At 32.4% G+C, this 24192-nt stretch carries 23 protein-coding genes; 15 read left to right on the top strand and 8 right to left on the bottom strand.

The features are described 5' to 3' along the window. Window positions 1–7 precede the first annotated feature (7 nt). On the top strand, window positions 8–1711 hold the full coding sequence (locus DPQ31_RS13300; protein WP_097958944.1) for a M4 family metallopeptidase: 1704 nt from the start codon (window positions 8–10) through the stop codon (window positions 1709–1711). Between the two features lie 484 nt (window positions 1712–2195). Beyond that, window positions 2196–4766, top strand: coding sequence for a type I pullulanase (pulA, locus tag DPQ31_RS13295; RefSeq protein WP_208732029.1), 2571 nt, complete (start codon window positions 2196–2198; stop codon window positions 4764–4766). Between the two features lie 410 nt (window positions 4767–5176). Here pulA and DPQ31_RS13290 read toward each other — a convergent pair whose 3' ends face one another. Both DPQ31_RS13290 and DPQ31_RS13285 read right to left on the bottom strand, forming a co-directional pair. Further along, window positions 5177–6178, bottom strand: coding sequence for an alpha/beta hydrolase (locus DPQ31_RS13290; protein ID WP_208732028.1), 1002 nt, complete (start codon window positions 6176–6178; stop codon window positions 5177–5179). Window positions 6179–6579: 401 nt separating this feature from the next. Beyond that, window positions 6580–7041, bottom strand: a complete 462-nt coding sequence (locus tag DPQ31_RS13285; protein WP_000140903.1) for a GNAT family N-acetyltransferase — start codon at window positions 7039–7041, stop codon at window positions 6580–6582. 462 nt (window positions 7042–7503) lie between these two features. Between DPQ31_RS13285 and DPQ31_RS13280 the strand changes: the two genes are divergently transcribed. Both DPQ31_RS13280 and DPQ31_RS13275 read left to right on the top strand, forming a co-directional pair. Then, the gene (locus DPQ31_RS13280) at window positions 7504–8934 is read left to right on the top strand and encodes an ABC transporter permease (protein ID WP_199631643.1); all 1431 of its coding nucleotides are present in this window, start codon (window positions 7504–7506) and stop codon (window positions 8932–8934) included. A gap of 11 nt (window positions 8935–8945) precedes the next feature. Then, window positions 8946–9623: an ABC transporter ATP-binding protein gene (locus DPQ31_RS13275; RefSeq protein WP_000447845.1), complete on the top strand. Its 678-nt coding sequence runs from the start codon at window positions 8946–8948 to the stop codon at window positions 9621–9623. Window positions 9624–9916: 293 nt separating this feature from the next. Here DPQ31_RS13275 and DPQ31_RS13270 read toward each other — a convergent pair whose 3' ends face one another. Next, window positions 9917–10099 (bottom strand): hypothetical protein, encoded by a 183-nt coding sequence (locus DPQ31_RS13270; protein ID WP_000273228.1) that lies wholly within the window; start codon window positions 10097–10099, stop codon window positions 9917–9919. A 326-nt stretch (window positions 10100–10425) separates the two neighbouring features. Beyond that, window positions 10426–11358: a class A beta-lactamase gene (gene bla / locus DPQ31_RS13265; RefSeq protein WP_097958649.1), complete on the bottom strand. Its 933-nt coding sequence runs from the start codon at window positions 11356–11358 to the stop codon at window positions 10426–10428. Between the two features lie 617 nt (window positions 11359–11975). On the opposite strand from bla, the gene DPQ31_RS13260 reads away from it, so the two are divergent. The 4 genes from DPQ31_RS13260 to DPQ31_RS13245 all read left to right on the top strand — a co-directional run bounded on the left by DPQ31_RS13260 (window position 11976) and on the right by DPQ31_RS13245 (window position 14074). Further along, the gene (locus DPQ31_RS13260) at window positions 11976–12500 is read left to right on the top strand and encodes a DUF6843 domain-containing protein (RefSeq protein WP_097958647.1); all 525 of its coding nucleotides are present in this window, start codon (window positions 11976–11978) and stop codon (window positions 12498–12500) included. Window positions 12501–12532: 32 nt separating this feature from the next. Continuing rightward, window positions 12533–12766, top strand: a complete 234-nt coding sequence (locus tag DPQ31_RS13255; RefSeq protein ID WP_000979111.1) for a hypothetical protein — start codon at window positions 12533–12535, stop codon at window positions 12764–12766. A gap of 459 nt (window positions 12767–13225) precedes the next feature. Beyond that, window positions 13226–13366, top strand: a complete 141-nt coding sequence (locus DPQ31_RS13250; protein ID WP_079996474.1) for an RHS repeat domain-containing protein — start codon at window positions 13226–13228, stop codon at window positions 13364–13366. 258 nt (window positions 13367–13624) lie between these two features. After that, complete coding sequence (locus DPQ31_RS13245; protein ID WP_001202610.1) at window positions 13625–14074, top strand: NUDIX hydrolase; 450 nt, start codon at window positions 13625–13627, stop codon at window positions 14072–14074. 329 nt (window positions 14075–14403) lie between these two features. Here the strand turns inward: DPQ31_RS13245 and DPQ31_RS13240 are convergent, their stop codons facing one another. Then, window positions 14404–15876: a sensor histidine kinase gene (locus DPQ31_RS13240; RefSeq protein ID WP_097952574.1), complete on the bottom strand. Its 1473-nt coding sequence runs from the start codon at window positions 15874–15876 to the stop codon at window positions 14404–14406. Further along, the gene (locus tag DPQ31_RS13235; protein ID WP_000800728.1) at window positions 15869–16534 is read right to left on the bottom strand and encodes a response regulator transcription factor; all 666 of its coding nucleotides are present in this window, start codon (window positions 16532–16534) and stop codon (window positions 15869–15871) included. Before DPQ31_RS13235 ends, DPQ31_RS13240 begins: the two co-directional genes overlap by 8 nt. 441 nt (window positions 16535–16975) lie before the next feature. Between DPQ31_RS13235 and DPQ31_RS13230 the strand changes: the two genes are divergently transcribed. The 6 genes from DPQ31_RS13230 to DPQ31_RS13205 all read left to right on the top strand — a co-directional run bounded on the left by DPQ31_RS13230 (window position 16976) and on the right by DPQ31_RS13205 (window position 21988). Beyond that, window positions 16976–17668 carry an HAD family hydrolase gene (locus DPQ31_RS13230; RefSeq protein ID WP_208732097.1) on the top strand — a complete coding sequence of 231 codons (693 nt, stop codon included), beginning with the start codon at window positions 16976–16978 and terminating at the stop codon, window positions 17666–17668. A gap of 183 nt (window positions 17669–17851) precedes the next feature. After that, entirely contained in the window at window positions 17852–18220 is a 369-nt protein-coding gene (locus DPQ31_RS13225) for a DUF4180 domain-containing protein (RefSeq protein ID WP_097958643.1), read from the top strand. A gap of 134 nt (window positions 18221–18354) precedes the next feature. Beyond that, the gene (locus DPQ31_RS13220) at window positions 18355–18858 is read left to right on the top strand and encodes a MepB family protein (RefSeq protein ID WP_208732027.1); all 504 of its coding nucleotides are present in this window, start codon (window positions 18355–18357) and stop codon (window positions 18856–18858) included. A gap of 185 nt (window positions 18859–19043) precedes the next feature. Next, entirely contained in the window at window positions 19044–19811 is a 768-nt protein-coding gene (locus DPQ31_RS13215) for an arylamine N-acetyltransferase family protein (RefSeq protein WP_000164015.1), read from the top strand. Between the two features lie 282 nt (window positions 19812–20093). Continuing rightward, window positions 20094–20747, top strand: a complete 654-nt coding sequence (locus DPQ31_RS13210; RefSeq protein WP_208732026.1) for a YdeI/OmpD-associated family protein — start codon at window positions 20094–20096, stop codon at window positions 20745–20747. 125 nt (window positions 20748–20872) lie between these two features. Next, complete coding sequence (locus DPQ31_RS13205; protein ID WP_033663300.1) at window positions 20873–21988, top strand: NAD(P)/FAD-dependent oxidoreductase; 1116 nt, start codon at window positions 20873–20875, stop codon at window positions 21986–21988. Window positions 21989–22054: 66 nt separating this feature from the next. Here the strand turns inward: DPQ31_RS13205 and DPQ31_RS13200 are convergent, their stop codons facing one another. Beyond that, a complete protein-coding gene (locus tag DPQ31_RS13200; protein ID WP_140158463.1) occupies window positions 22055–22234 on the bottom strand; it encodes a hypothetical protein in 180 nt (59 codons plus the stop codon). 91 nt (window positions 22235–22325) lie between these two features. Next, window positions 22326–22583: a hypothetical protein gene (locus tag DPQ31_RS13195; RefSeq protein ID WP_208732025.1), complete on the bottom strand. Its 258-nt coding sequence runs from the start codon at window positions 22581–22583 to the stop codon at window positions 22326–22328. 136 nt (window positions 22584–22719) lie between these two features. On the opposite strand from DPQ31_RS13195, the gene DPQ31_RS13190 reads away from it, so the two are divergent. Next, window positions 22720–24150, top strand: coding sequence for a PQQ-dependent sugar dehydrogenase (locus DPQ31_RS13190; RefSeq protein WP_199631648.1), 1431 nt, complete (start codon window positions 22720–22722; stop codon window positions 24148–24150). The last annotated feature ends 42 nt before the right edge of the window (window positions 24151–24192 follow it).

The following is a 24192-nucleotide window of genomic DNA, read 5'->3' as shown; positions in this document are numbered from 1 at the left end:
TGAAAAAATGAAAAACACAAAGACATTAACTAAGGTAGCATTAACAACAGGATTAGCTTTAACAGCTGTGGCACCATATGGAATAGGTCATGCAGAGGAAACAGATCAACTACAAGTTCAAATTCAGGAAGAATCGTTCCGTTCGGGTGAACTGACACAACCGTCACAAAAGACACCAGAAAATGTAGTAAAGGATGCACTTAAGGAGAAAACAGAGCAAGCTCTGTCCCAAAAACAAGTCAATGGAGAAGCAGGAGTAGATTATAAAGTCCTTCAAAAACGTGGTTCGTATGATGGAACTACACTTGTACGTATGCAGCAAACATATGAAGGAAAAGAAGTATATGGCCATCAATTAACTGCACACGTAGATAATAAAGGGGTTATTAAAAGTGTTTCAGGTGATAGCGCGCAAAATTTAAAACAAGAAGAATTGAAAAAACCTATTAATCTATCAAAAGATGAAGCAAAACAATATATTTTTACGAAGTACGGGAACGATATCAAGTTTATTTCTGAACCAGAAATTAAGGAAGTTATTTTTGTTGATGAAAATAATGGACAAGCTAGCAATGCATACCAAGTTACATTTGAAGCTGCAACACCAAACTATGTTTCTGGAACTTATTTAGTAAATGCGCAAAATGGCGATATGTTAAAAAATATGGTACAAGAATCTAACTTAAAAGCAAGTGAAAAACTAGTTGGAGCCTTAAAGGAAAGTAAAAAAAGCAGTCTTACATCATTAACTGGAACAGGAAAAGATGATTTAGGTATTTCTCGTTCATTTGGTATTTCTAAACAAAGTAATGGCAAATATGCGCTTGCTGATTATACAAGAGGGCAAGGTATTGAAACTTATGATGTGAATTACAAAGATATTACTAAAGAAGAAAGCTATTATCCTGGTACATTAGCAACTAGTACTTCAACAACATTTAACGATCCAAAAGCAGTAAGTGCTCATTACTTAGCAACAAAGGTATTTGATTTTTATAAAGATAAATACAAGCGTAATAGTTTTGATAATAAGGGACAAAAGGTAGTTTCAGTTGTACATGCTTGGGATTCTGAAGATACGAATGATCCGAAAAATTGGCAGAATGCATTAAGTGCTAATAATGGAAGTATGCTTGTATATGGCGATCCTATCGTTAAAGCATATGACGTAGCTGGACATGAATTTACACATGCTGTTACTTCTAGCGAATCTAATCTTGAATATTACGGTGAATCTGGCGCGATTAATGAGGCGCTATCTGATATTATGGGAACATCTATTGAGAAATACGTAAATAACGGAACATTTAACTGGACAATGGGAGAACAAACCGGATCTGTTTTCCGTGATATGGAAAACCCAGCTTCTGTGCCATCTTCACTTGGAGTACCTTATCCAGATGATTACAGTGAATTTAACGATTTTAATGGCTGGGATCAAGGCGGCGTTCATTTTAATTCAAGCATTATTAATAAAGTTGCGTATCTCATTGCAAAAGGCGGAACTCATAACGGAGTAACTGTTAAAGGAATTGGTGAAGATAAAATGTTTGATATTTTCTATTATGCAAATACAGATGAGTTAAACATGACTTCTAATTTCAAAGAATTGAAGTCTGCATGTATTCGAGTGGCAACTAATAAATATGGTGCGAATACAGCTGAAGTTCAAGCAGTTCAAAAAGCATTTGATGCAGCAAAAATTAAGTAATTTAGAAATATAGTTATCATTCGTATATTAATACATTATGAAAAACAGCTAATATCATTTTAAGGATATTAGCTGTTTTATTATGCAGCAATGCATTATTGAACATAAACTTACTAAGCGATAATTAGGCTGTCTATCTTCAATACGTTGCGAAAAATATATAAGGTTAAAAGTATATAAAAACAGAAAATTAATAATATATTGACCTCTTAATAGAAAGTGCTATAGAATGAAAGCGATAACAAACGATTGCTTTAAAATGATTTCCCTGATCTTTTAGTATTTACAAATATATGAAGGCATAAAGAAATCTATTTTTTTAAGTTTTAATGCAAACGTTTTCGTATTAAAAGATCATTGAAATACAGACGTGAAAATAGCCAATATGGGGGTGAAGTACAAGAGATTTCTAAATTAATTTAAGCAGTGTAATTTAGACGCGCATAATAAATCGCTCGTACTATTTAAAGAAAGGGTGTATGTGGTGCAAATGACAAAAAGATTAATTAACAAATCAGTTTTATTCCTTACTATAATCGTTATGTTATCATCTGTTTTCCCTTTTCAGAGTGTGAAGGCAGTTTCAAATTCAAAAACAACTGAAATTATCATTCATTACAAAGAAAAGCTTGGAAATACAAAAGACTGGAATCTTTGGTTATGGGGAAAAAATGCGAATGGTACATCTTATGAATTTACTGGTGAAGATGAATTTGGAAAATACGCTAAGATAAAAATAGACGGTGACTATAATCGTGTAGGATTTATAGTTCGAACAAATGAATGGGAAAAAGATGGTGGGGATCGTTGGATTGAAAATATAAAGGACGGTCGTGCTGAAGTATGGATTCTTTCGGGTGATGAAAAAGTATATAACTCTAAGCCTTCATCGGATCTCTCAATTCAAAAAGCAACTATTGATAGTTTCCATGAAATTACTGTAACGACTAATGTCCCGTTTAATATTAAGGAAAAGAAAATTGAAATTGAAGGCATTAAAATTAAGAATATTAGTCCTTATGATATAAACAGTGGAGATATTACTAATAAGGTTAAAATAATTACGGAACAGAAAATTGATTTAAAACAAACATACAAAGTTAAAATAGAAAACTTAGCTGATACGAATACTGAAATTGGTAAAGTCATTCGTAGCGAGGAATTTGATAATTTATTTTATTATAGTGGTAACGATTTAGGGAATACATATACCGCGCAACATACAAAGTTCCGTTTATGGGCTCCTACTGTAAGCGAAGCGAAGTTAGTTACATATAAAAACTGGAACGATAAAATAGGTGCTGAAATAAACATGCAGCAAAGTGACAAAGGAACTTGGACTGCAGAACTAAAGGGGAACCAAAAAGGGCTCTTTTATACGTATAAAGTCAAAATTGGTGATAAGTGGACTGAAGCAGTTGATCCGTATGTGCGTGCTGCTTCTGTAAATGGGGATAAAGGTGCGGTTGTTAATTTAGAAGAAACAAATCCGAAAAAATGGAAAGCAAACAAAAAGCCAAAATTTAAAAATCCGGAAGATGCTATTATTTATGAGTTACATGTACGCGATCTTTCCATCCAACCTGAAAGTGATATTAAACAGAAAGGGAAGTATTTAGGTGTAACAGAAAAAGGAACAAAAGGGCCAGAAGGTGTAAAAACAGGACTTGATCATATAAAGGATCTAGGTGTTACTCACGTTCAGTTTTTACCGATATTTGATTTTGCTTCTGTAAATGAAGAAACTTTAAATGAACCGCAATACAACTGGGGATATGACCCGAAAAATTTCAACGTTCCAGAGGGCTCCTATTCTACAAATCCTTATGAGCCGACTGTTCGAATAACTGAATTAAAGCAAATGGTTCAAACACTGCATGATAATAATCTTCGTGTGGTGATGGATGTAGTATATAACCATATGTATAGTGCTGCTGAATCTAATTTTCATAAGTTAGTTCCAGGTTATTATTATCGTTACAATGAAGATGGAACATTTGCAAATGGAACTGGAGTAGGAAACGATACTGCTTCAGAACGAAAAATGATGAGGAAATTTATGGTTGATTCTGTAACATACTGGGCAAAAGAATACAATTTAGATGGATTCCGTTTTGATTTAATGGGCATTCATGATTATGAAACGATGAATGAAATACGTAAAGCTGTTAATCAAATTGACCCTTCTATTATTCTGCATGGGGAAGGTTGGGATTTAAATACACCTCTTGCAGCTAAATTGAAAGCAAATCAAAAAAATGCAGAAAAAATGAAAGGGATTGCTCATTTTAACGATAATATACGTGATGGATTGAAAGGTAGTGTATTTGAGGAAAAGGAAAATGGTTTTATAAATGGAAAGGAAAACATGGAAGATCGTATTAAAAAAGGTATTACGGCAGGTATTGACTACGATACAAATTCGTCTACCTATCAAGATCCGGAACAGGTATTAACTTATGTGGAAGCACATGACAATCATACATTATGGGATAAACTTGAGTTAACTAATCCAGGTGACAGTGCAGAAGTGCGAAAACAAATGCACAAATTGTCTTCTTCAATTTTATTAACATCACAAGGAATTCCATTTTTACATGCAGGGCAAGAGTTTATGCGCACGAAATATGGTGATCATAACAGTTACAAATCTCCTGATTCAATTAACCAGATGGATTGGTTACGCCGTGCAGCATATAATAATGAAGTAGATTATATGAAGGGCTTAATAGATTTACGCAAAAAGTACCCAGCTTTTCGAATGACATCTACTGAGCAAATTAAAAAGCATATATCATTTATAGATGCTCCCAAAAATGTTGTGGCTTATTCAATAGATGGAAAGGGCAATGGGAATAAAAATGAAAACTTTATGGTGGCACACAATGCAAATAGAGAGGCTGTTGACATAACGCTTCCATCGAAAGGTCCTTGGAAAGTACTAGCAGATGGTAAGCAGGCAGGTAGTAAAACAATTTATGTTGTCCATAATAATAAAATTAAAGTTCCTGCATTAAGTTCATTCGTTTTAAAAACAGCGAAACCGATTAAATAAAAGCAAGTCATGTGGAAGTATATACTGAATTTAGTACATGTAATAAGGATTGTACATGCAAAAAGCGAAGTGACGATTATGCTCACTTCGCTTTTAAAGTTAAATTAGTATAATTTCACATACTGTAATTATATTACAATTTAATAAAAAAGATAAACAAAAAGAGAAGAACTCACCAGTGTTCTTCTCTTTTTTATATGTAATATTGCATAAACAGGGTAAACAATAATATCTGGTGAATAAGTAGCGCTTTTCCATATGGCGAGTTATTTCATAGTTACTTCCTAAATTCTATATCATTTTCCAATCATGCAAGGTTAAGGGAGATGACAATAGAAAGATTTAAAAATGAGCTCAGTATAAAATAAAACATTATAAGTATAAAATCCTGTACTTAGTAATCTCTTACTTTAAAGCATCACATTGGGAAAGTGTGGGGAGTTCAATTGATTCTGAATAAAATTGATAGTATCAGCTGCAATTTTTTTACGTTTAAGAACAATCCCAGCATGCCCACATGTATAAATATATCGAGTAGGTTTTTCCCAAGATGCCCACAAGTAGTCCGTATCCTCACGGTGCACATATAGATCGTGCTTGCCTGAAATTAATAAAATATTTTCTTTTTTCACTTTTGGTAATGCTTGACTCGGTTCAGTGATTTTCCAATAATCTATTAAATCATTATACGTTACACCATGATGTTCCAAATCTTTTCTAATGAATTTACCTGGATTTGTCTTCCAAATTGAATATGAAAGTCGATTCGCGTAGAAAATGGATGCCAATACATCAATGTCTGATTCAACAAGAGCTGTTAGGTTTGTAATAACCCCACCTAAACTGATTCCTATTAAAATCAAGGGACCATTTTTATTTGCTTTAATCCATTTAATCAAAGTTCGTAAATCAGCTACCGCTTGTCTAGTGGCTTGTACAGTTCGTTCAATATTAGCACTTACCATGTACTCTCCACTGAATAGGGATTGGTTGGGTTTTCTTTCAAAATGATAGGGTAGAGTAAAATAATACATATTCCACTTCAAGTTAGTCATATGGTCGTGAAATATTTTTTTTACACGTTCGTTAGAATCCATTCTCCAACCGTGAACGAAGATGACATGAGGTGCATCTTCGTTTTCATGTAAAAATAATTCCCCAGTTACAGAATCGTTGCGTGAATCACCAGATTGAACCGAGCTTTTATATTTGAACTGTCCAACCATGTATTCCTTTTCTTGCTTTGCATGCTTAATGTTAAAATGAATATTAGATGGTTGTACTTTATAAAAAAATTCTATGTCCTTTATATCTAGTGCGGTGTTAGAAAGAGAAGTATATTGAAACTCTCCACTTCTTTTTTTGTGCAAATCATACAAGGCGTATCGATCAATGAGTTTTGAAAAAATCAAATTAACTTCCTCCAAAATACATATTATTTAAAACATGGACAAAATTTATGTTTTATTTATGCTGTATATTAAATTAAAGATATTCTTTTTACCTAATATTACGTGCTTGAAGTATAAAACCAGGTGATGAATTTGTATATTATAAAACTAATAATATAATAAAACCATAAATAATTTATACTACAATTTAAAAAACAAATTAATATTCTCATTCATATGAGAGAACATTAACTTGCTTATTTACGTATCAAAAGATACACCGTTTGAAGTGATGTAATTTATATGATAAACAATGTGTCAATTTGTATATTTTATACAGTGATAGTTACTATAGTTTTCGAAGCCGATAGTCAATGAACCTTACAATATGCGTCTTTTTGCTATATAAATAACAATATTCATTAAAGAAAAAGTTTTAATCCTTCATGAGAATCTTTAAATCCTAATTTCTTATAAAATTGCAACGCTTCCTGTCGTTCTTTATCTGTTGTTAACTGTACTAAATGACATCCCCGCAATGTAGCACGTTGAATAGCCCATTTAATAAGTTTAGTTCCTATACCTTTACCACGTTTTGATGAGACTGTCCGTACCCCCTCAATAGTAGCTCTCCAACCCCCTTGACGTGCAATGTAAGGCGTAAATGTAATTTGTTGAAGACCAACAATCTCCGTCCCATCACACGCTACAATCAACTCATTATTTGGATCACAATCAATAGCATGAAATGCTCTTATATAACTATCAGGGAGTGGTGTTTCATAGCGCTCTCTTTTATTGCCTAAAACATCATCAGCAAGCATTTTTACAATATCATCTAAATCATCTGCCGTAGCAATCCTAAATGTTATAGTTTCTGTCACTATTAAAAAACCTCCTTAATGTATGCACTTGTTACTTTTATTTTACTTGTTTAAATACAATAGGTTAAATTATAAAATATTATGAGTCTCTATAACTTTTTCTTATAGATAACATAAAAGCCTAACTTATAAAATGATATGTTAGGCTTTTTAACACAATATTATTATTAAAAAATCCGACCAACTCATTAATAGATTTTCATATTTAACAAACACACATATAACCATTCAAATAGGGTGCTTTTAATTTGCTCTATAGAAATTACATAATAAGCATAGATTTTTATGCTCTCATTCAATGAATCTTAACCAATAAGACTACCTCCTTACCAATAGTTCTTGACTAAGTCATTGCATAACTACACATAAACTCCTTATATCTCTAGATAAACTACCGATTAGCTCCATATAGACTCTAGATAACCTATATAGAATATAAGTTATCAAGGAGGTAAGAAAAAAATGAACTTTATGAAAAGAGCAATTCTCAGTATGAAAAAAAGAGTAGGAACATCATTAATTTTGATGGCAGTCTTCCTAATTGTTACAAATTTAGTGTTGGCAGGATTTACAATCCAAAATGCATCAAAAAAAGCTGCGGATGCAGCAAGAAAAAAACTAGGTGCAGATGTTACTTTAAGTCTTGATTTTGACAAATTAGGTCAACAGGCTCAGGAAACTGGAGAGATGCCTAATCCACCGAAGCTCAACACGAAAGAAGCAGATCAATTAGCGAAGTCAAAGTATGTAAAAGACTATAATTACATAAGCAATACATTCGGAATCTCGGATGGACTTAAACTAGTAGGAGCTTCAGAAGGAGAAGAAGAAGGAAAGGGTAAAGCGGGAATGGCGGCTGTACGAGGCGGTTCAAGCTCCGGTACAGAAATAGATATGAATGCTTCCTTTATGATTGAGGGAGTTCGCAAGACTGCATTACAAGAAAGCTTTAAGAACGGAAAAAGTAAAATCATTGATGGGAAACCAATTACAGAACAGATGAAAGATCAGAATGTAGCTTTAATGGAAAAACGATTAGCGGAATTAAACAATTTGAAAGTAGGAGACAAAGTTAAAGTGCAATCAGGGGATAAGAAGGAAACCCTCGAGGTTGAAATTATCGGTATTTACGAAACGAATGAGCAAGCAATGGGTCAACAGGCCCCTCCTATAATGGATCCAGCTAATAAACTATATATGCCGCATTCAACTATGAAAAAATTTGAAGTAGATCAAGGTATAAGTAGCATTCAAGTCGTGTATTTCTTGAAAGACCCACAAAACATTGAAGCATTTAAAAAAGAAGCAAAAAAATCTAAGATTAATTTTAATTACTATAAATTAGATGCACATGATTCATTGTACAAACAAATGATTGGGCCTATCGAAAATATCTCATCTACTTCTCAAATGATTATTTATATTGTATCAATTGCAGGTGCGATTATATTAGGATTAATCATTATGTTATCGATTAAAGGACGTCGTAAAGAAATGGGGATTCTATTGTCCATTGGAGAAAAAAAGTGGAAGCTGATGGCGCAGTTCGTAGTAGAAGTAGTATGTATTGCTATTTTATCTTTTGGATTATCCATAACAACAGGAGCTAAAGTTTCTCAATATATAGGGGATAATTTACTTTCAAGTGAAGTTGCTACAGCAAGCGAAGAAACAAACAACCCGCAAAATGGGACTGTAATGATGTCTGGACCTGGTGGAACTGTACAAAATCAAAAAGAGGATCCGATTGATAAAATTGATGTAAGTATAACAGGAGAAGATGTAGGCAAAATGGGAGGGATAGGACTAGCTATTGCTATATTAGCAACGCTTCTTCCAGCATTATCAATTCTACGTTTAAATCCAAAACAAATTCTTTTAAAAGATGAATAAGGAGGATCGATATGGAAACGATTTTACAATTTAAAAATTTGGATTATTATTATGAAAGTAATGGGAAAAATGTAGCGATACTAGATAATGTTAATTTTTCTTTTCAAAAAGGGCATTTCTACACAATTTTAGGACCATCTGGATCTGGTAAAACCACAACTCTGAGCTTAGGTTGCGGACTGGATGTCCCTAAAAATGGTTATGTCCTGTATAATGGAAAAGATATTCGAAAAATTGGTTTGGATCGATACCGCAATCAACATGTATCTGTAATTTTCCAATCTTATAATTTGATTACCTATATGACTGCTCTTCAAAATGTCCTAACAGCAATGGAAATTACAGGTGTTAAAGTGCAAAATAAAACTGCAAGGGCATTAGAATTATTAGAAAAGGTAGGACTCACAGAAGTAGAAGCGAAACGTAACGTTCTGCAACTAAGTGGCGGGCAACAACAGCGTGTAGCAATTGCTCGAGCATTATCTTGTAATGTTGATTTACTGATTGCGGATGAGCCAACAGGAAACCTCGACGAAGAAACGGCAATGGATATAATAGAACTGTTTCAAGAACTTGCACATAAAGAAAATAAATGTATTATTGTTGTGACGCACTCACAGGAAGTTGCTAAAAAATCTGATCGTGCAGTTTATTTAAGTAAGAAGAAGTTAGTAGTAAATGAAATTTAAAATAAACACTCTAGGTTTTTAATTCACATAATATTAAAAAATATTTCTTCAAATATTAATAATTGATATACAATAAAACCAAGCCATAATCAAAATGGTCTCCCTGTATTGAATGTTAAGATAGTTTGTTGTTCCTTTTTTAACAATATTAAAAAAAGAACTTGTAGAATATTCTACAGGTTCTTTTTGTTATGACCGGTTAACTATATCAATGAGGAATTATATATGAAAAACAGGACATTACCTAGATATATGATCTAAATACCGTCCTGTTTAATTGTTTATCTGTATAGTTATTGAAGAATTAAACCTACAATCATAATGAAACTAAATACTATCATCCAACCAAACGCACAATAGCCGAAAATTCTAATCCATTTAGGTAATTGATTCATGTTAACTTTATTTGTGGGAATTCCTTGCATAGAAAACATCATTTTTTGATCTCTATCCCTATTATTTTGTTGTTCATACATAATATCATCACCCTTCAAGAACAATTGTGTTTATAGTATATCAGTCTGGAGATAATTAAGCACAGAATATTCGACAACTATAGTGAATAAACGTGTATTCCAGTGCTGCATACTAAATTTCAAAAAACTAAAATTGGATTACTCAAAAGCTATATATAAAGTATTTGCTCATTTAAAACATAATCACCCTTTTAACAAGAGATGCTTATTATTTGGTATTGAATAATTTAAATACATTCAATGATACTTCTTAGCGTTTATATACGTAAATGTCTTTCAAACGATATGTACCGTAAAGTAGGAGCAGCTTACATTCATGACTATTATTATTTATTCGTTACTTTTAAAACATCTAACACTATTTTCGTTGCATCTGCAATAAGCTTATCATCGTACTTCGCATCCTCTTTCGCATGATTAGAAAGTATCGCAAGAATAATTGGCTTCTTATTTGGTGGCCAAATGATTGCGATATCATTCCTTGTTCCATAAGATCCAGAGCCAGTCTTATCGGCTACTTCCCATTCTCCTGGAACTCCAGCACGAATTAAGTTGTCCCCCGTAGTATTTCTTTTCATCAAATCTATTAAAAAGTTCCGATTCTCAATTGAAAGTATATCGCCTAGCGCATAAGCTTGAAGACTAGTAGCTAATGCCTTTGGGGTACTAGTGTCACGAGTGTCTCCTGGCTGCACTTCGTTTAATTCTGGTTCAAAACGTTCAGGATTTGTGACAGTATCTCCTATTTCTCTCAGTGATTTTTTGAATTCACTTGGCCCACCTAATTGCTTAAGAATAAGATTTTGTGCAGTATTATCGCTATATCGAATGGAAGCATCCGCAAGTTCTTTCAAAGTCATACCTGTATCTACATATTTTTCAGTAATTGGATTGTAATTCACAAGATCTTTGCTAGTATACTTAATTCTTTGTTCTAAATCTTCTATTGATTTCTTTTGTAACAGTGCTCCAACAGCAAGTGCTTTGTGGGTAGATGCGTATGCAAAACGTTCATCTGAACGATAAGTAACAGTTTGATTCGTACTTGTGTCCAATGCATAAATACCAAGTTTAGCATCATATTCTTTTTCAAGTTTAACAAAAGAATGATTACTTGTATTTTCTTGTTTTGTTTGTTTCGGAGGTTCGGATTGAATATTACTATTGGAACAGCCTATAAGCGTTACACATGAAAGTAATACTACAGGTAGCATCTTTTTATAATGCGAAATGTGAAAAAACTTCTTTGGAACGATCATACATTTTCAACCTCTTTCAAGAATTTATGGATTTTGTATTGGTATTTTACATACCAATACAATTAACAAATGTACAGGATAGGACTCATCTTGTATTTCTTGCATTACAAAAGGAGAGAACTACCAAGAACACCTTTTTATACGTAATAGACAATCTAAGTAACACATTTGTTCCATTTATGAGTACGGTTTTTAATATATCCATTAATTTTATTTATAAAAATCACAAAAACAACAAGCTTCATCACAATATCATTGGAAATATTATCTAAAGACGATGATTTTTCAAATGGCTTTTATCCTAGACGAATTAATGTCATGTTGTGGCTACGCAGATACATTCCTGACCATCTGCACGTTTGGAAGCCTGAAGACCACTTTATCTTTAGTAAACAATAAGATTTACAAAGTGAGAAACAATGAGAGGATTCCTTTTTTTCAACTAAAGGAGAGCTTTAGTTTATGGGACCTTCCTTAGTCTTTCTTTTTAGGGAATACCACATCACCATCAAGCTAAGGAAGGTTGTCTTTAAACCAGAAACTTATTCTATCCAAGGAAATATATTGCATTATATAATAAATACTATACCATTCTTACAAATAGCGGGAGAGACTCTATGAGAAAAGTAATAATTTATTTCGGAATCTTTTTTATGATTGTATTAAGCGGTTGTATCCGATTTGGAAAAGACACCACAAATACGATTTATCTCATTCCTGAAGCGTACGAAGGAGATTTAGTGGTACTATACAATGTACCTGGAGCGGAATTGTTGCCAGAAGAAGATAGTTTTCGTGTAGTTACATTCACCGCAGACGGAACCGCAGTAACATCTACAGCCGATATGAAATATGGTACGGTCAACGATACCTATTACACGGTAAACAAGGAAGGGAAGCGCACAAAACTTGACGAGAACTGCATACGCGCTGGTTCAAATGGAAGCACTACTGAAAACGTTGGTGAAGAAAATGAGCACACTTTCCCATATGCAAAATTTGAAGTTACACAAAGTGCATGCTCACAAAGCTTTTCATCAAATGGAAGAGAAGTACCAGAAAATCAAGAACATCCTGTAGAAAATAAGCTGCGGGACTTACTGGCACGTGTAAAAGAGCAGTATATGAAAGTGAAAAGCTAGATTTTTAAATTTTAAAAAGGGTGAATTGATGAATGATGTTAGGGATAGGATTGATTGTGTTAGGCATTTTAATTGTTAGCATTGTATCTTACCGAGAAATAAAAAAAGCAGGGGGCGTAACCTGGATCGAAATTGTATTCTATCCCTTTGGATTATTAATAGGTGCGCTACTAGACCACTTTGATCTACCAGAGTTTTTAATCCTGTTAGGTTTACTATGTATTGTATTTGGTAGCTGTATGGTCATGGGCGTCAATATTCTATAAAATTGAGAGTTAAGCATCTGAATCAGATGCTTTTTTATTTTATTCTGTAATTCTTATTTTTAATGTCTTGTATGGTGAAGGCTAAGGCTAAGGCACATAAGGATAGCAGTGCAAGTATAAAGCTTAACCAGTTAAATGTACTGTCCATAATAAGTAGTGAGATGAAGATGCTAGAAAAATAAATTAACATCGCAATAAAAAGATATGTATCACGTTTTCAAGACTTTAAAGTTCCCATTCGTTTCGCCTCTACTATCTGACGCTATGTTATAAAAAAGAACCCGCACATCTGCAGATTTTCCTGATGATGATTTCAAAATATGTAACTCAGTCCTAACGATATGATATGTTGAGTTACTAAAAAATCAAATATAAAATTGTAAAAAACTTTTATAAATCTTAATACGTTAGAAATATAGGGACGAATCTTTACGAACTGTTTCCTATGAATACGATTCTATTAATCAATTAAAGAAAGAAACATTGGCAGATGGAACGATCAATGCGTATGGATATGATGGATTCGGAAACCGTACGTGTGATATTGTTGTAATTCTTCTGCAAATGGTAGTAGTTCATCTTGAATCGAGGGATTTATAAGAAAACGTCATCCTTTCTAATTTACCTTGCTTAGAAAAGATAACGCTTTTGAGGGTATTAAAACCTCTTGAGATGATGGAAATGTATCGTGACCCCCGTTTATGAAAAATAAAATTCTTTAAAAATGGAGAGCCGCGACCATAAACCTGCATTATTAATGTAGAATTGTGATGTCGGCTCTTTATTCACTAAAATGGCAAGTTAGTGAATAAATTGATCATATTTATTTAAAGTTTATTTTCGGGAGGAGGTTAAACAATGAGAGCACCATATCAAGTATTGATTTTTCCTTATATAAAAACTGACGATTCCATTCAATATGCCATTTTTAACCGAAGTGATTATGGTTATTGGCAAGGAATAGCTGGTGGTGGAGAAGATGGTGAGACTCCTATTGAATCAGCAAAACGGGAAGCGTTTGAAGAGGCTGGTATTATAAGAGAATGTCCATATATAACATTAGATTCTGTGTCTTCATTACCAGTAGAGGATGTAGTTGGAGGATTCCTTTGGGGAGAAGATGTTTATGTAATAAAAGAATTTTCTTTTGGAGTTAAAGTTCCTACAAAAAATATTTCATTATCTAAGGAACACTTCAATTATAAATGGTTATGCTTTGAGGAAGCAGTAACGCTTTTGAAATGGGATAGCAACAAAACAGCATTGTGGGAATTAAACAAAAGGCTATTAAAACAATTAAATTTTTAGCTAACAAAGACGTTAGTGGAACAAGAATTGAGCAATTTAAAAAAGCCTTGCCATACTTCAAATGCAGCAAGGCTTTTATTTTTCTTAGTGTGGGTTTTTTCTGATTTGCGGTCTGTGCCTCAACATCAATGGTAATAACTATAGGTTTTCTAAAACCAACTAGTGATCAAATCTATTTAAGGATTTTATATATATAATTGTTATGCTAACTCCAAAATCAAATTATAAAATGAACTATCCTAAACTTGAATCAATTTCATAATCTATTTCCACTACAATGATTTCATCATAAGTTTATACTTACTACAAAAACAAATAAACTCGTCCTACTAAGAGGGGAGTTTATTTGTTTTTTGTTTAGATAATGGAATGTTCATACAAAATTGCACACTATGTTCCATATTTTTTATAGAATACTTTATATCTAGCGTTTCAAGAATTTGTTTCACAATATACAGTCCTAAACCGCTTCCTCCAGTATTTCGATTCCTTGATTTTTCAATTCGATAAAACGGTTTGAAAATTTGTTGTATATCTTCTTCTTTAATATTGACACCTGTATTCATAATTTGTATTTTAATTTGACCTTGTTTAGGATCCTTACTTAACTGTATATAAACTTTTTCATTATGTGGTGAATACATAACCGCATTATGGATAATATTTTTACATGCTTTTTCTAAAAGAACATAATCTGTATAAACGGAAAGATCAGAATCAATTTCTTTTATTATTTGGATGTTTTTTTGTGAAGCGAAAAATTCGAGATCTTTTGTAATTGTATTTATTAACTTTGAAAGATTAACTTTTTCTACTTTTAGTTTAAAGGTGTGTTGTTCTAATTTCGATACGCTTAAAATTTCACGAACTAATTGTTCCATACTTTCAATAATTTGATGATTCTTCTTTAAATATTGATCGCGATTTTGATAAGGGCCAATATTGTATATCATTCCTTCTAAGTATCCTTTCATTACAGTAAGAGGGGACTTTAATTCATGTGCTACAATCGCAAAAAACTCTCTGCGTTTTGTTTCTATTTCTCTTTCTTTTTCAATATCATTTTTTAATTGTTCATTTGCTTTTTTTAAATCAAACATAGCTTGTTGCAAGTTAATAGACATGTCATTCAAACTATTAGATAATTCTCCTAACTCATCTGTAGAGCGAACCTCAATTTTTTCGGAGAAATCTAAATTTGCCATCTTTTGTGCACCTTCATTAATATAAATAAGTGGCTTTGTAATAAACCTGGAATAAAAATAAGCACTCCCTATACCAATAACGAGCACAATGATACTAATATAGGGGAGAAAGCGTACTAAAACCTGTGAAGCTTCATCAATCGGTTGAAATGTAGCAAACACTACAAGCGTTAAACTACCATCTTGAAATTGAATTGGTTTCGTAACGTTATATGAATTGCTAAGGGTACTTGCATTCTCGAATCGTGTTGCTTTAGTAACTACTGTTTTTTGCGTACCACTTTGAATAAAAGAAAATGAAGGAGAGTAAATCATTATTCCTTCTTTATTTTGAAGATAAAGCATCGCATTATTTTTTTTGGCGTATTCATCAAAAAGTGGTATCGCATCTTGAAACGTAAGATTTTTAGATTTATCAATGATTTCGTTTATCCCTGTTTGAAGTTGATCTGTTTTATATTGCTCATAAAACGTCGGAAGAAAGAAGTATAAAGTTAAATAAATCAATATTGCAAAGGATAATAAAATGAGAGATGTAGTCATAAAGAGTTTATAAGTAATTTGCTTCATTTTCATGAGTTTCACAATACTATTCATCAATTTTATATCCAATACCCTTTATTGTTTTAATATAAGGGATAGCTAATTTTTTGCGTAGGTTTTTAATATGTGTATCGATTATTCGTGTTTCTCCAAAATAATCGTAACCCCAAACCTTTTCTACGATATTTTCTCTTGTAAGTACTTTTCTCTCATTTTGAAATAGTAGTTGTAGAATTTCAAACTCTTTTGTCGTTAATATAATTTCAACGTCATTTACATATACTCTATATGCATCCACATCAATACGCACTTCTTTAAATATCAAATGATTATTTACATTTTTATCATAACTTCTTCTAAGTACAGCTTCGACTCGTCTAATCAAAACATGAAATGAAAAGGGCTTTGTTATATAATCATCGATCCCAAGGTCGAATCCTTTCATTTGATCTTCTTCTTCTTCTAACGCAGTTAGCATAATAATTGGTACGTTTGACTGACTTCGAATCATTTTAGAAACTTCAAACCCATTAAGATTGGGCATCATGACATCTAGAAGAACTAAATCAAATGATTGCTTATTAAATTGTGTCATACCCTCTAGTCCATCTGAAGCGACTACCACTGTATAATGCTGTGTCATTAAAAATTGTTTAATTAATTCCTGAATTTCTTGATCATCCTCTACCACGAGAATATGATAGTTTTTCATAATATCACCTCTGGTAGTCATTATAGCCGTACTATCTGGAGTTTATGTGGAGATACAATAGGAACTTCATAGGACGTTTAACGTATTAGCTTCATTTTCAAGAATGTGTATTCTCCAAAAAAATATTATTAGCCATATTCCGTTTTATGAAAAAATAATTGTATGCTTGAAAAACTTATCGTATGAAAAGCTGAACGATTTATATTTCCAAAAAACTAATGTATAATATTGGGAATTACATGTGATTTCTTAAACTGTGTGAACATATACTTTCGCTACTTACTAGAAGGGGAAACGGAAATGAATTTCAATATAAAAAAAGCTAGCGAAATTATAGAGTGTACGTCACAAACTTTAGAGTTTTTTTGCTAATTTAGTAAACGCTTAAGGTGTGAACTAAGGATTATTTAAATCATTCGAGAAAGGTTGTGAAATTATTTGATGGGTTATAAAGCGATACTGTTTGATTTAGATGATACATTACTTGATAGGGATACAGCAGTAGAGGCATTATTTTTAATTGTTTTAGAAAAGTGTTATGAAAATGTAGATGGTGCGGCTAAAAGCAACATGTTACAGAAATTCAAAGAATACGATAAAAGAGAATATGGCATAAGTAATAAAACGACGGTTTTAGAATCATTGTTTGATGAATTCACGCCGAGTTATAGATTGCCACGCAATTACATCCAAGATTTTTGGAATAATAATTTCCCTAGATGTTTTTCAATAGACCAAAATACTATTCATTTCTTAAATCAAATAAAGAAGCACTTTAAAGTTGGAATTATAACAAATGGCTCAACTCAGAGGCAAAAAGCTAAAATATTTAACACGAATTTAAATAGGTATTTTGAAACAATCATTATTTCTGAAGAAGTGGGATTTAGTAAACCTGATAAACGTATATTCGAACTAGCATTAAAAAAGCTAGATTTACAGCCGGAAAATACTTTATTTGTTGGGGATGACTTAGAAAAGGATATTGCTGGTCCTCAAAATGCAAATATAAAAGGTGTGTGGTTTAACCCTCAGAAAATCAAGAATACTACCAAAACACAACCATATGCCGAGATTAACACTTTGGATAGTTTGTTAAGTTATGTTACTCCACAATATTTGTATAACAAGTAAAAGCAATTTCATATATATATTCAAAAATATAAAAAAGAGAAACTATCCATTAATTTCATTGACCGTATTAGTAATAAAAAATAGAGGCGATTTTAATAGCTGCGGCTAATTTAATCTATGATTAATACGAAGTTTTGTAAAACAATTTTACTCATACTGTGTAAATTATAAAGGGGTGGGACTATGGAAATAAAAAAAGTAATAATCGATGGAATCAATATTGCGGTCATTAGAAACGATAAGGTATTAATATCGGATGTTCAGTCTGCATTAGATACTATGGCAACAGTTCAATATGAGGTAGATGCGAAACATATTATTATCCATAAATCTTTAATAAGTGAAGATTTCTTTGATCTAAAAACACGGCTTGCGGGCGATATCCTTCAAAAGTTTATAAACTACAAGGTAAAGATTGCTATTGTTGGAGATTTCTCTATGTATACTAGTAAAAGCTTAAAGGATTTTATTTATGAATGTAATAAAGGGAAAGATATTTTTTACTTAGCAACTGAACAACAAGCAATTGAAAAATTGAGTACATTGAAATAATCTAGTCAACCTGCATAATCATGTTCCACTAAAATACCCCTCTTTTTCACGTCGTTATTACTATATGTTATCTATATGATATATAAGAACTAACGTTTGTGATAAACTAAAAGATGGATAAAGGGGGCGTTTACTTGAACAACTTTAATGATATCATTCAAAATTTAAATAACATAGTATATAAACATAATAATTTAATAATCACTAATCTAAAAGAAGAAAGACAAAACTCAGAGTATGCTGGGGCGTTATTTCACTTAAATAACAAAACGATACGTTTTAGAGTATCAAAAATTACTCCTAACAAAATTGGTCAATTTGTTTCTTTTTGGGAGAAAAATGAAAACATGCAAAATCAAGCGTTTTCTTATGACGCTGCTCCTGACTTATTAGTTATCACTTGTATTAACGATCATAAACTAGGACAATTTATTTTCCCAAAAGAGATTCTTCTTGAAGAAAAAATATTAAAAACTCAAAGTCAAAAAGGAAAGATGGCTATGAGAGTTTATCCTATATGGGATAAACCTGTTAGTAATCAAGCTAAAAAGAGCCAAATGTGGCAACTTCAATATTTTATTGATTTAAGTAATATTAATAATGTATCCATAGACAAACTATTACATTTATATTCGTAACATCCCAGAGTAAATAAGAGGCATTTTAATGATGCCTCTTATTTTAATTCTTATATTAGGCAATCTTGTGAATTAGAATTTTTGTACCGGTACAGTTAAACGAAATGTACATTGTTACAGTACCTCATCACATATACAATCAGCATATATTATTTAAACTTATAACTTATTAAGGGGTGCTGAATATGACAAAGTTACAAGACCAACTCTTTACAAGATTAAACCTTGAAAAACGTACTGAAATAAAATTTGAAGAATTAAGTACAATACTCTTTGCATTTGCTCACACAATACCGTTTGAGAATTTAGATGTTATAGCAGGTAATATAAATGCAATTTCTATGAAAAACTTACAAGAGAAAATTTTAACTAGTTCCCGCGGTGGGCTTTGTTATGAATTAAATACTCTTTTTTATTATTTTTTAAAAGATAGTGGTTATGATGTACAACTCGCACTAGGTACTGTATATAAAAATGATATAAACGCTTGGGCACTTGAGGACGGACATATAACAATTATTTTAAATAAAGATAACGTACAGTATTTAATTGATGTAGGTATAGCTTCGTTAGTACCCCTCGTTCCTGTACCTTTTACTGGTGAGTCTGTTTCTTCAAAAAACGGTTCGTACCGGGTAAGACGAAAAGATACGAGTAAAGGCAATTATGTTCTAGAAAGAATAGATGTTGCTGGAGAATGGAAAGTTTGTCATGCTTTTTATACTCATATTATTGACGAGACAGTAGTAAACGATGTTCAAAGAAGAGTGGTAGAAGATGAAAAGTCTATTTTCAATAAAGGATCAATTGCAGTAAAGTTGACGAACGCTGGCCATATCTCTTTAACGAATTCTAGTTTAACTAAAATGATGTATGGAGCAAAAACTAAGCGTGAAATTACAGAAGATCAATATAGAGAGCTTTTATATACTTTATTTACTATTGAGTTGTGATTGTACAAATAGCCTGTTCTTATTCGGAATCGGCTATTTGTATAATTTTTGGTTTAAAAGGTTTTCTTCTAATGTTTTTAATGTTTCTGCAGCCTCTTCATATGAATTAAAAACTGGTTCCTTTCCATCATCCTCTTGTAAAACCAGTTCTTCAAATAAAGATTTTTGTTCTTTTGAAACAGAATAATACTATTTAAAGTTTGATTTTCTAAATAGATATAATACACTAGAACAGTATAAAAAAGTATGTACAATGAATTTCGAATGTAAAGGAAGATTATTATGTCAGTTATCGATAAATTGAAACTTAATAAGTATACGAATATGGTTGTTATTAACGAACCAAGTGATTATGACATTTTCACAGGTAAAGAAACTTCATATTCAAAAGAACACGATGCTATTTTTATTTTTGTTGAAACGCTTGATGAAATGGTGAAACAAACGAATTTTATTATTAGTAATGAAGCATTATTACTTGAAAAAGGTTATATCTTTTTCGCATATCCGAAAAAAGGTAATGCTCGTTACAGTACGTTTATTCACCGCGATGAGATGTTTCCAGCATTAAGCGTTGGAGAAGATGGCTATGTAGGAGAAAGCGAAATTAAATTTGCTCGAATGGTAAGTATGGATGACGTCTTTACTGTTGTAGGCTTAAAGCGTGAAAAGAAAAAAGCGACGAAAACGCCTGCTATGAGTCAATGTGTTGCCGATTATGCAGGTCGAATTAAAGATGTTGAAGCTTTATTAGCTAATCATCCAAATGAACTTAAGTTTTATCAAAGTTTAACTCCTGGATATCAAAAAGATTGGGCACGTAATTTATTTTCAGTGAAACAAGAAAAAACACGTGAAAAACGCCTTGAGAAAATGATTGAAATCCTTTCACAAGGCTATAAAACAATTGAATTATTCCGTAAGCAGAAGAAATAACGATTAGGAAAGTCACAATGGTGAAATAATTAATTGCGATGAGTACATTGAAAAAAGGATTCCTTCTATTATACTTAAGAATGTTCTTATATTTATATAATTAGCAAAGAGAAAAGGTGTTTGAAATGAAATCGTATATTGTAGTTGGATCTGGAATTTTAGGAGCGTCTACTGCTTATCATCTGGCTAAGGCTGGTGCGAATGTTACTATCGTGGATCGCCAACAATTAGGGCAAGCCACTGATGCAGCAGCAGGTATAGTATGTCCATGGCTTTCACAACGTCGTAATAAAGCGTGGTATAAAATCGTTAAAGGCGGTGCGCGTTACTATTCGTCGTTAATTCAACAATTAGAAGAAGACGGTGAAACGGATACAGGATACAACCGTGTAGGTGCAATTAGTTTACATACTGACGAGAAAAAACTAGATCAAATGGAAGAGCGAGCTTATAAACGACGTGAAGATGCACCAGAGATTGGTGAAATTACGCGTTTATCAGCTGAAGAAACGAAAAAATTATTCCCGGCATTATCAGAAGAATATAGTTCTGTTCATATTAGTGGTGCTGCAAGAGTAAACGGAAGATTATTACGCAACGCATTAATAAGCGCTGCGAAAAAACATGGTGCAACTTTTTTAAAAGGCGATGCAGTATTAGTCCGTGAAGGGAATCATATTACGGGTGTTAAAGTAAATGATGAAACAATTTTAGCAGAAAAAGTTATTGTAACTGCAGGTGCATGGGCGAATGAAATATTAAACCCATTAGGAATTAATTTCTTAGTTACGTTCCAAAAAGGACAAATTGTTCACCTGCAAATGGAAAATACAGCAACAGAAAATATGCCAGTTGTTATGCCGCCAAACGATCAATACATTTTAACATTTGATAATGGTCATGTCGTAATTGGTGCGACACATGAAAACGACACTGGTTTTGATCATCGTGTAACAGCAGGTGGTTTACATGAAGTATTCCATAAAGCATTAGCAGTTGCACCTGGTTTAGAAAATGCTACAATGCTTGAAACAAGAGTTGGATTCAGACCATTCACGCCTGGATTCTTACCTGTTATTGGCCCACTACCTAACTTTGAAGGTATTCTCGTTGCGAATGGATTAGGAGCTTCAGGTTTAACGGCTGGTCCATATTTAGGATCTGAATTAGCTAAACTAGCGCTAGGACAACCAATTGAATTAGATTTAAATGATTATGACGTTGCTGGTGCAATTGAATAATAAAAAAGATTAGGAGCGAATCCTAATCTTTTTTATTTATAAATATTTTTTGTAATTATATCACTATCAATTCCAAAACGGGATATTTTGAATAAATGAAACCGTCAAAATAATTGTTGATGCGGAACCGGCCGTTAATAAAGTTACTATTTTTCGTCCATTCTGTTCTTTTGAAGGTTTTATAAGTTCTGTAATCAACACAATCCATATTATTATAGAAACTATAGAAATAATATTTATAGACATATGTAACACACTCCTTCTTGTTTTTACATGGACATTTCTTCTTTTGTAAAATAAAAGCAATAGGATAAGAAAATATGTACAGCGTTACAAATTAGTATTTTCCTGTCAGACCTCCTTTTTTAAATAGAAATACGACTGATAAAATGATAACAACAGCTTTCAAACTGCCCCAATATGGATACACAGCATGATCTGTTAAACTAGCATATTGAAAAATATTCTCTATACCGAAAATCCCAATTATGACCGCTAAAAGGAATGAAGCTGATCCAAACTTCTCATTACGATAGAGGATAAATAAATACACTGCGAAAATTAGTGGTAAGATGATTTGTAGTACGATTGTCATCGTTGGTCCCCCTAGATTGTATATACTTATATTATATACAAAATTGTAATAAAAAGGAATATCGTTTGTTTAATACTAATAGAACTACTCTTATCATATTCTTCTATAAAAAGAAGCAAAAGGGGTGTAAAGTTAATTGACAAAAATTCAAGTTAGTTTACGGCCCATTGTTCATAATATAAATTTACCGACTGTGATGAAAACCACTATACTTCCGGGTGATTCAACTGAAAGACTATTTGTCGCAACTCAATTAGGAGAGATTTTTTACATAGGAGACGGAGCGATAAAGACATTTTTAAATATTCGTAATCGGATTATTAAATTAGGCACATCTGAAGAAGGCGTTTCTAGTAGTGGCTATGATGAGCGAGGGTTACTAGGACTAGCGTTTCATCCACAATTTAATCATAACGGTTTATTTTACCTTCATTATTCAGTAGCTGGAACTCAAGGGGCTGGTGCGCTTTCAGAACAATTTAAACCGAATCCTTGTGACCCTAAATCTTTAAACTTAAAGTGGGTAAATAGAGATGCTCAATATGACCATATTGATGCAATTGAGGAATGGGTTTTACAATCAAACGGTCAACCTGAAAAACGAAGAACATTACTTAATATAAGAAGGCCATTTTTCAATCATAACGGCGTTAATAGTTTAAATTTTTCACCGGAGACTGGAAAACTTGTTTTTACAAATGGAGATGGTGGATCAGGTTATGACCCATTTAATTTAAGCCAAGATGATTTAGAAATAGCAGGTAAAATCATTGAAATCGATGTAAGTAAAAATACAATCATACATAATCCTCCAGTAGTAACGCGCTTTAATGAACTTCCTTTATCTATACAAGAAACCCTTACAGTAATTGCGAAAGGTGTTCGAAATATAACCGGTATTACATTCCAAAGGTTTTATAATCAATATATCAAATATGCTGGAAATGTCGGACAGGATATCGTAGAGTCGATTTTCTCGTTTGTTCATTATAAATCAATTCCGGTTACAGAACTTGTTCAAACGTATTTAATGAGTTCTACTCCTAATCAAGAAGGATTTCTTAATTTTGGTTGGCGAGGATGGGAAGGAGATTTACCAACCTCTTTTATAAGACACTGTTCTGAGAATCCTACTTTGGATGAGAGGATAATGGCTTATTATGATGAAACAATCCAAACATCAGTGAAGCGTATTCAGCCTCTTATTAGTTATTTCCATAAAGACTCTAGACCGGATAAATTTGGAGGAACTTCACTTACAGGAGTTCAGCCATATATGGGGACTGCAATTCCAAATTTAACAGGTAGTGTCGTATTTACTGACCTCGCTAAGAAAGAAGATTCTCGTCCTCCAGTTAAAGGTGTTTTAGCATATACTAGAGCCGGTACAGACGGTAAACATAATGACTTTCATGTTATTGAAACCAATTATGATTTTGGTACGCAAGCAGCTTATTATATGAGTTTAGGAGCAAATTTGGATCAAACTAAATTATATTTAGGTGTTTACGGTTCTATGAAAGTATCTGATTTTAACAAAGGTACTATTTATGAGATTGTTCCTTGATATAATATAAACTCTCAGTCTACATTCTTCAAAATGCACGAC

It is taken from the genome of Bacillus sp. COPE52, from assembly GCF_003355115.1.
GTDB classification, from domain to species: domain Bacteria; phylum Bacillota; class Bacilli; order Bacillales; family Bacillaceae_G; genus Bacillus_A; species Bacillus_A toyonensis.
The sequence above is the reverse complement of the archived record's forward strand: the minus strand, read 5'-3'. Positions and strand labels throughout refer to the sequence as shown.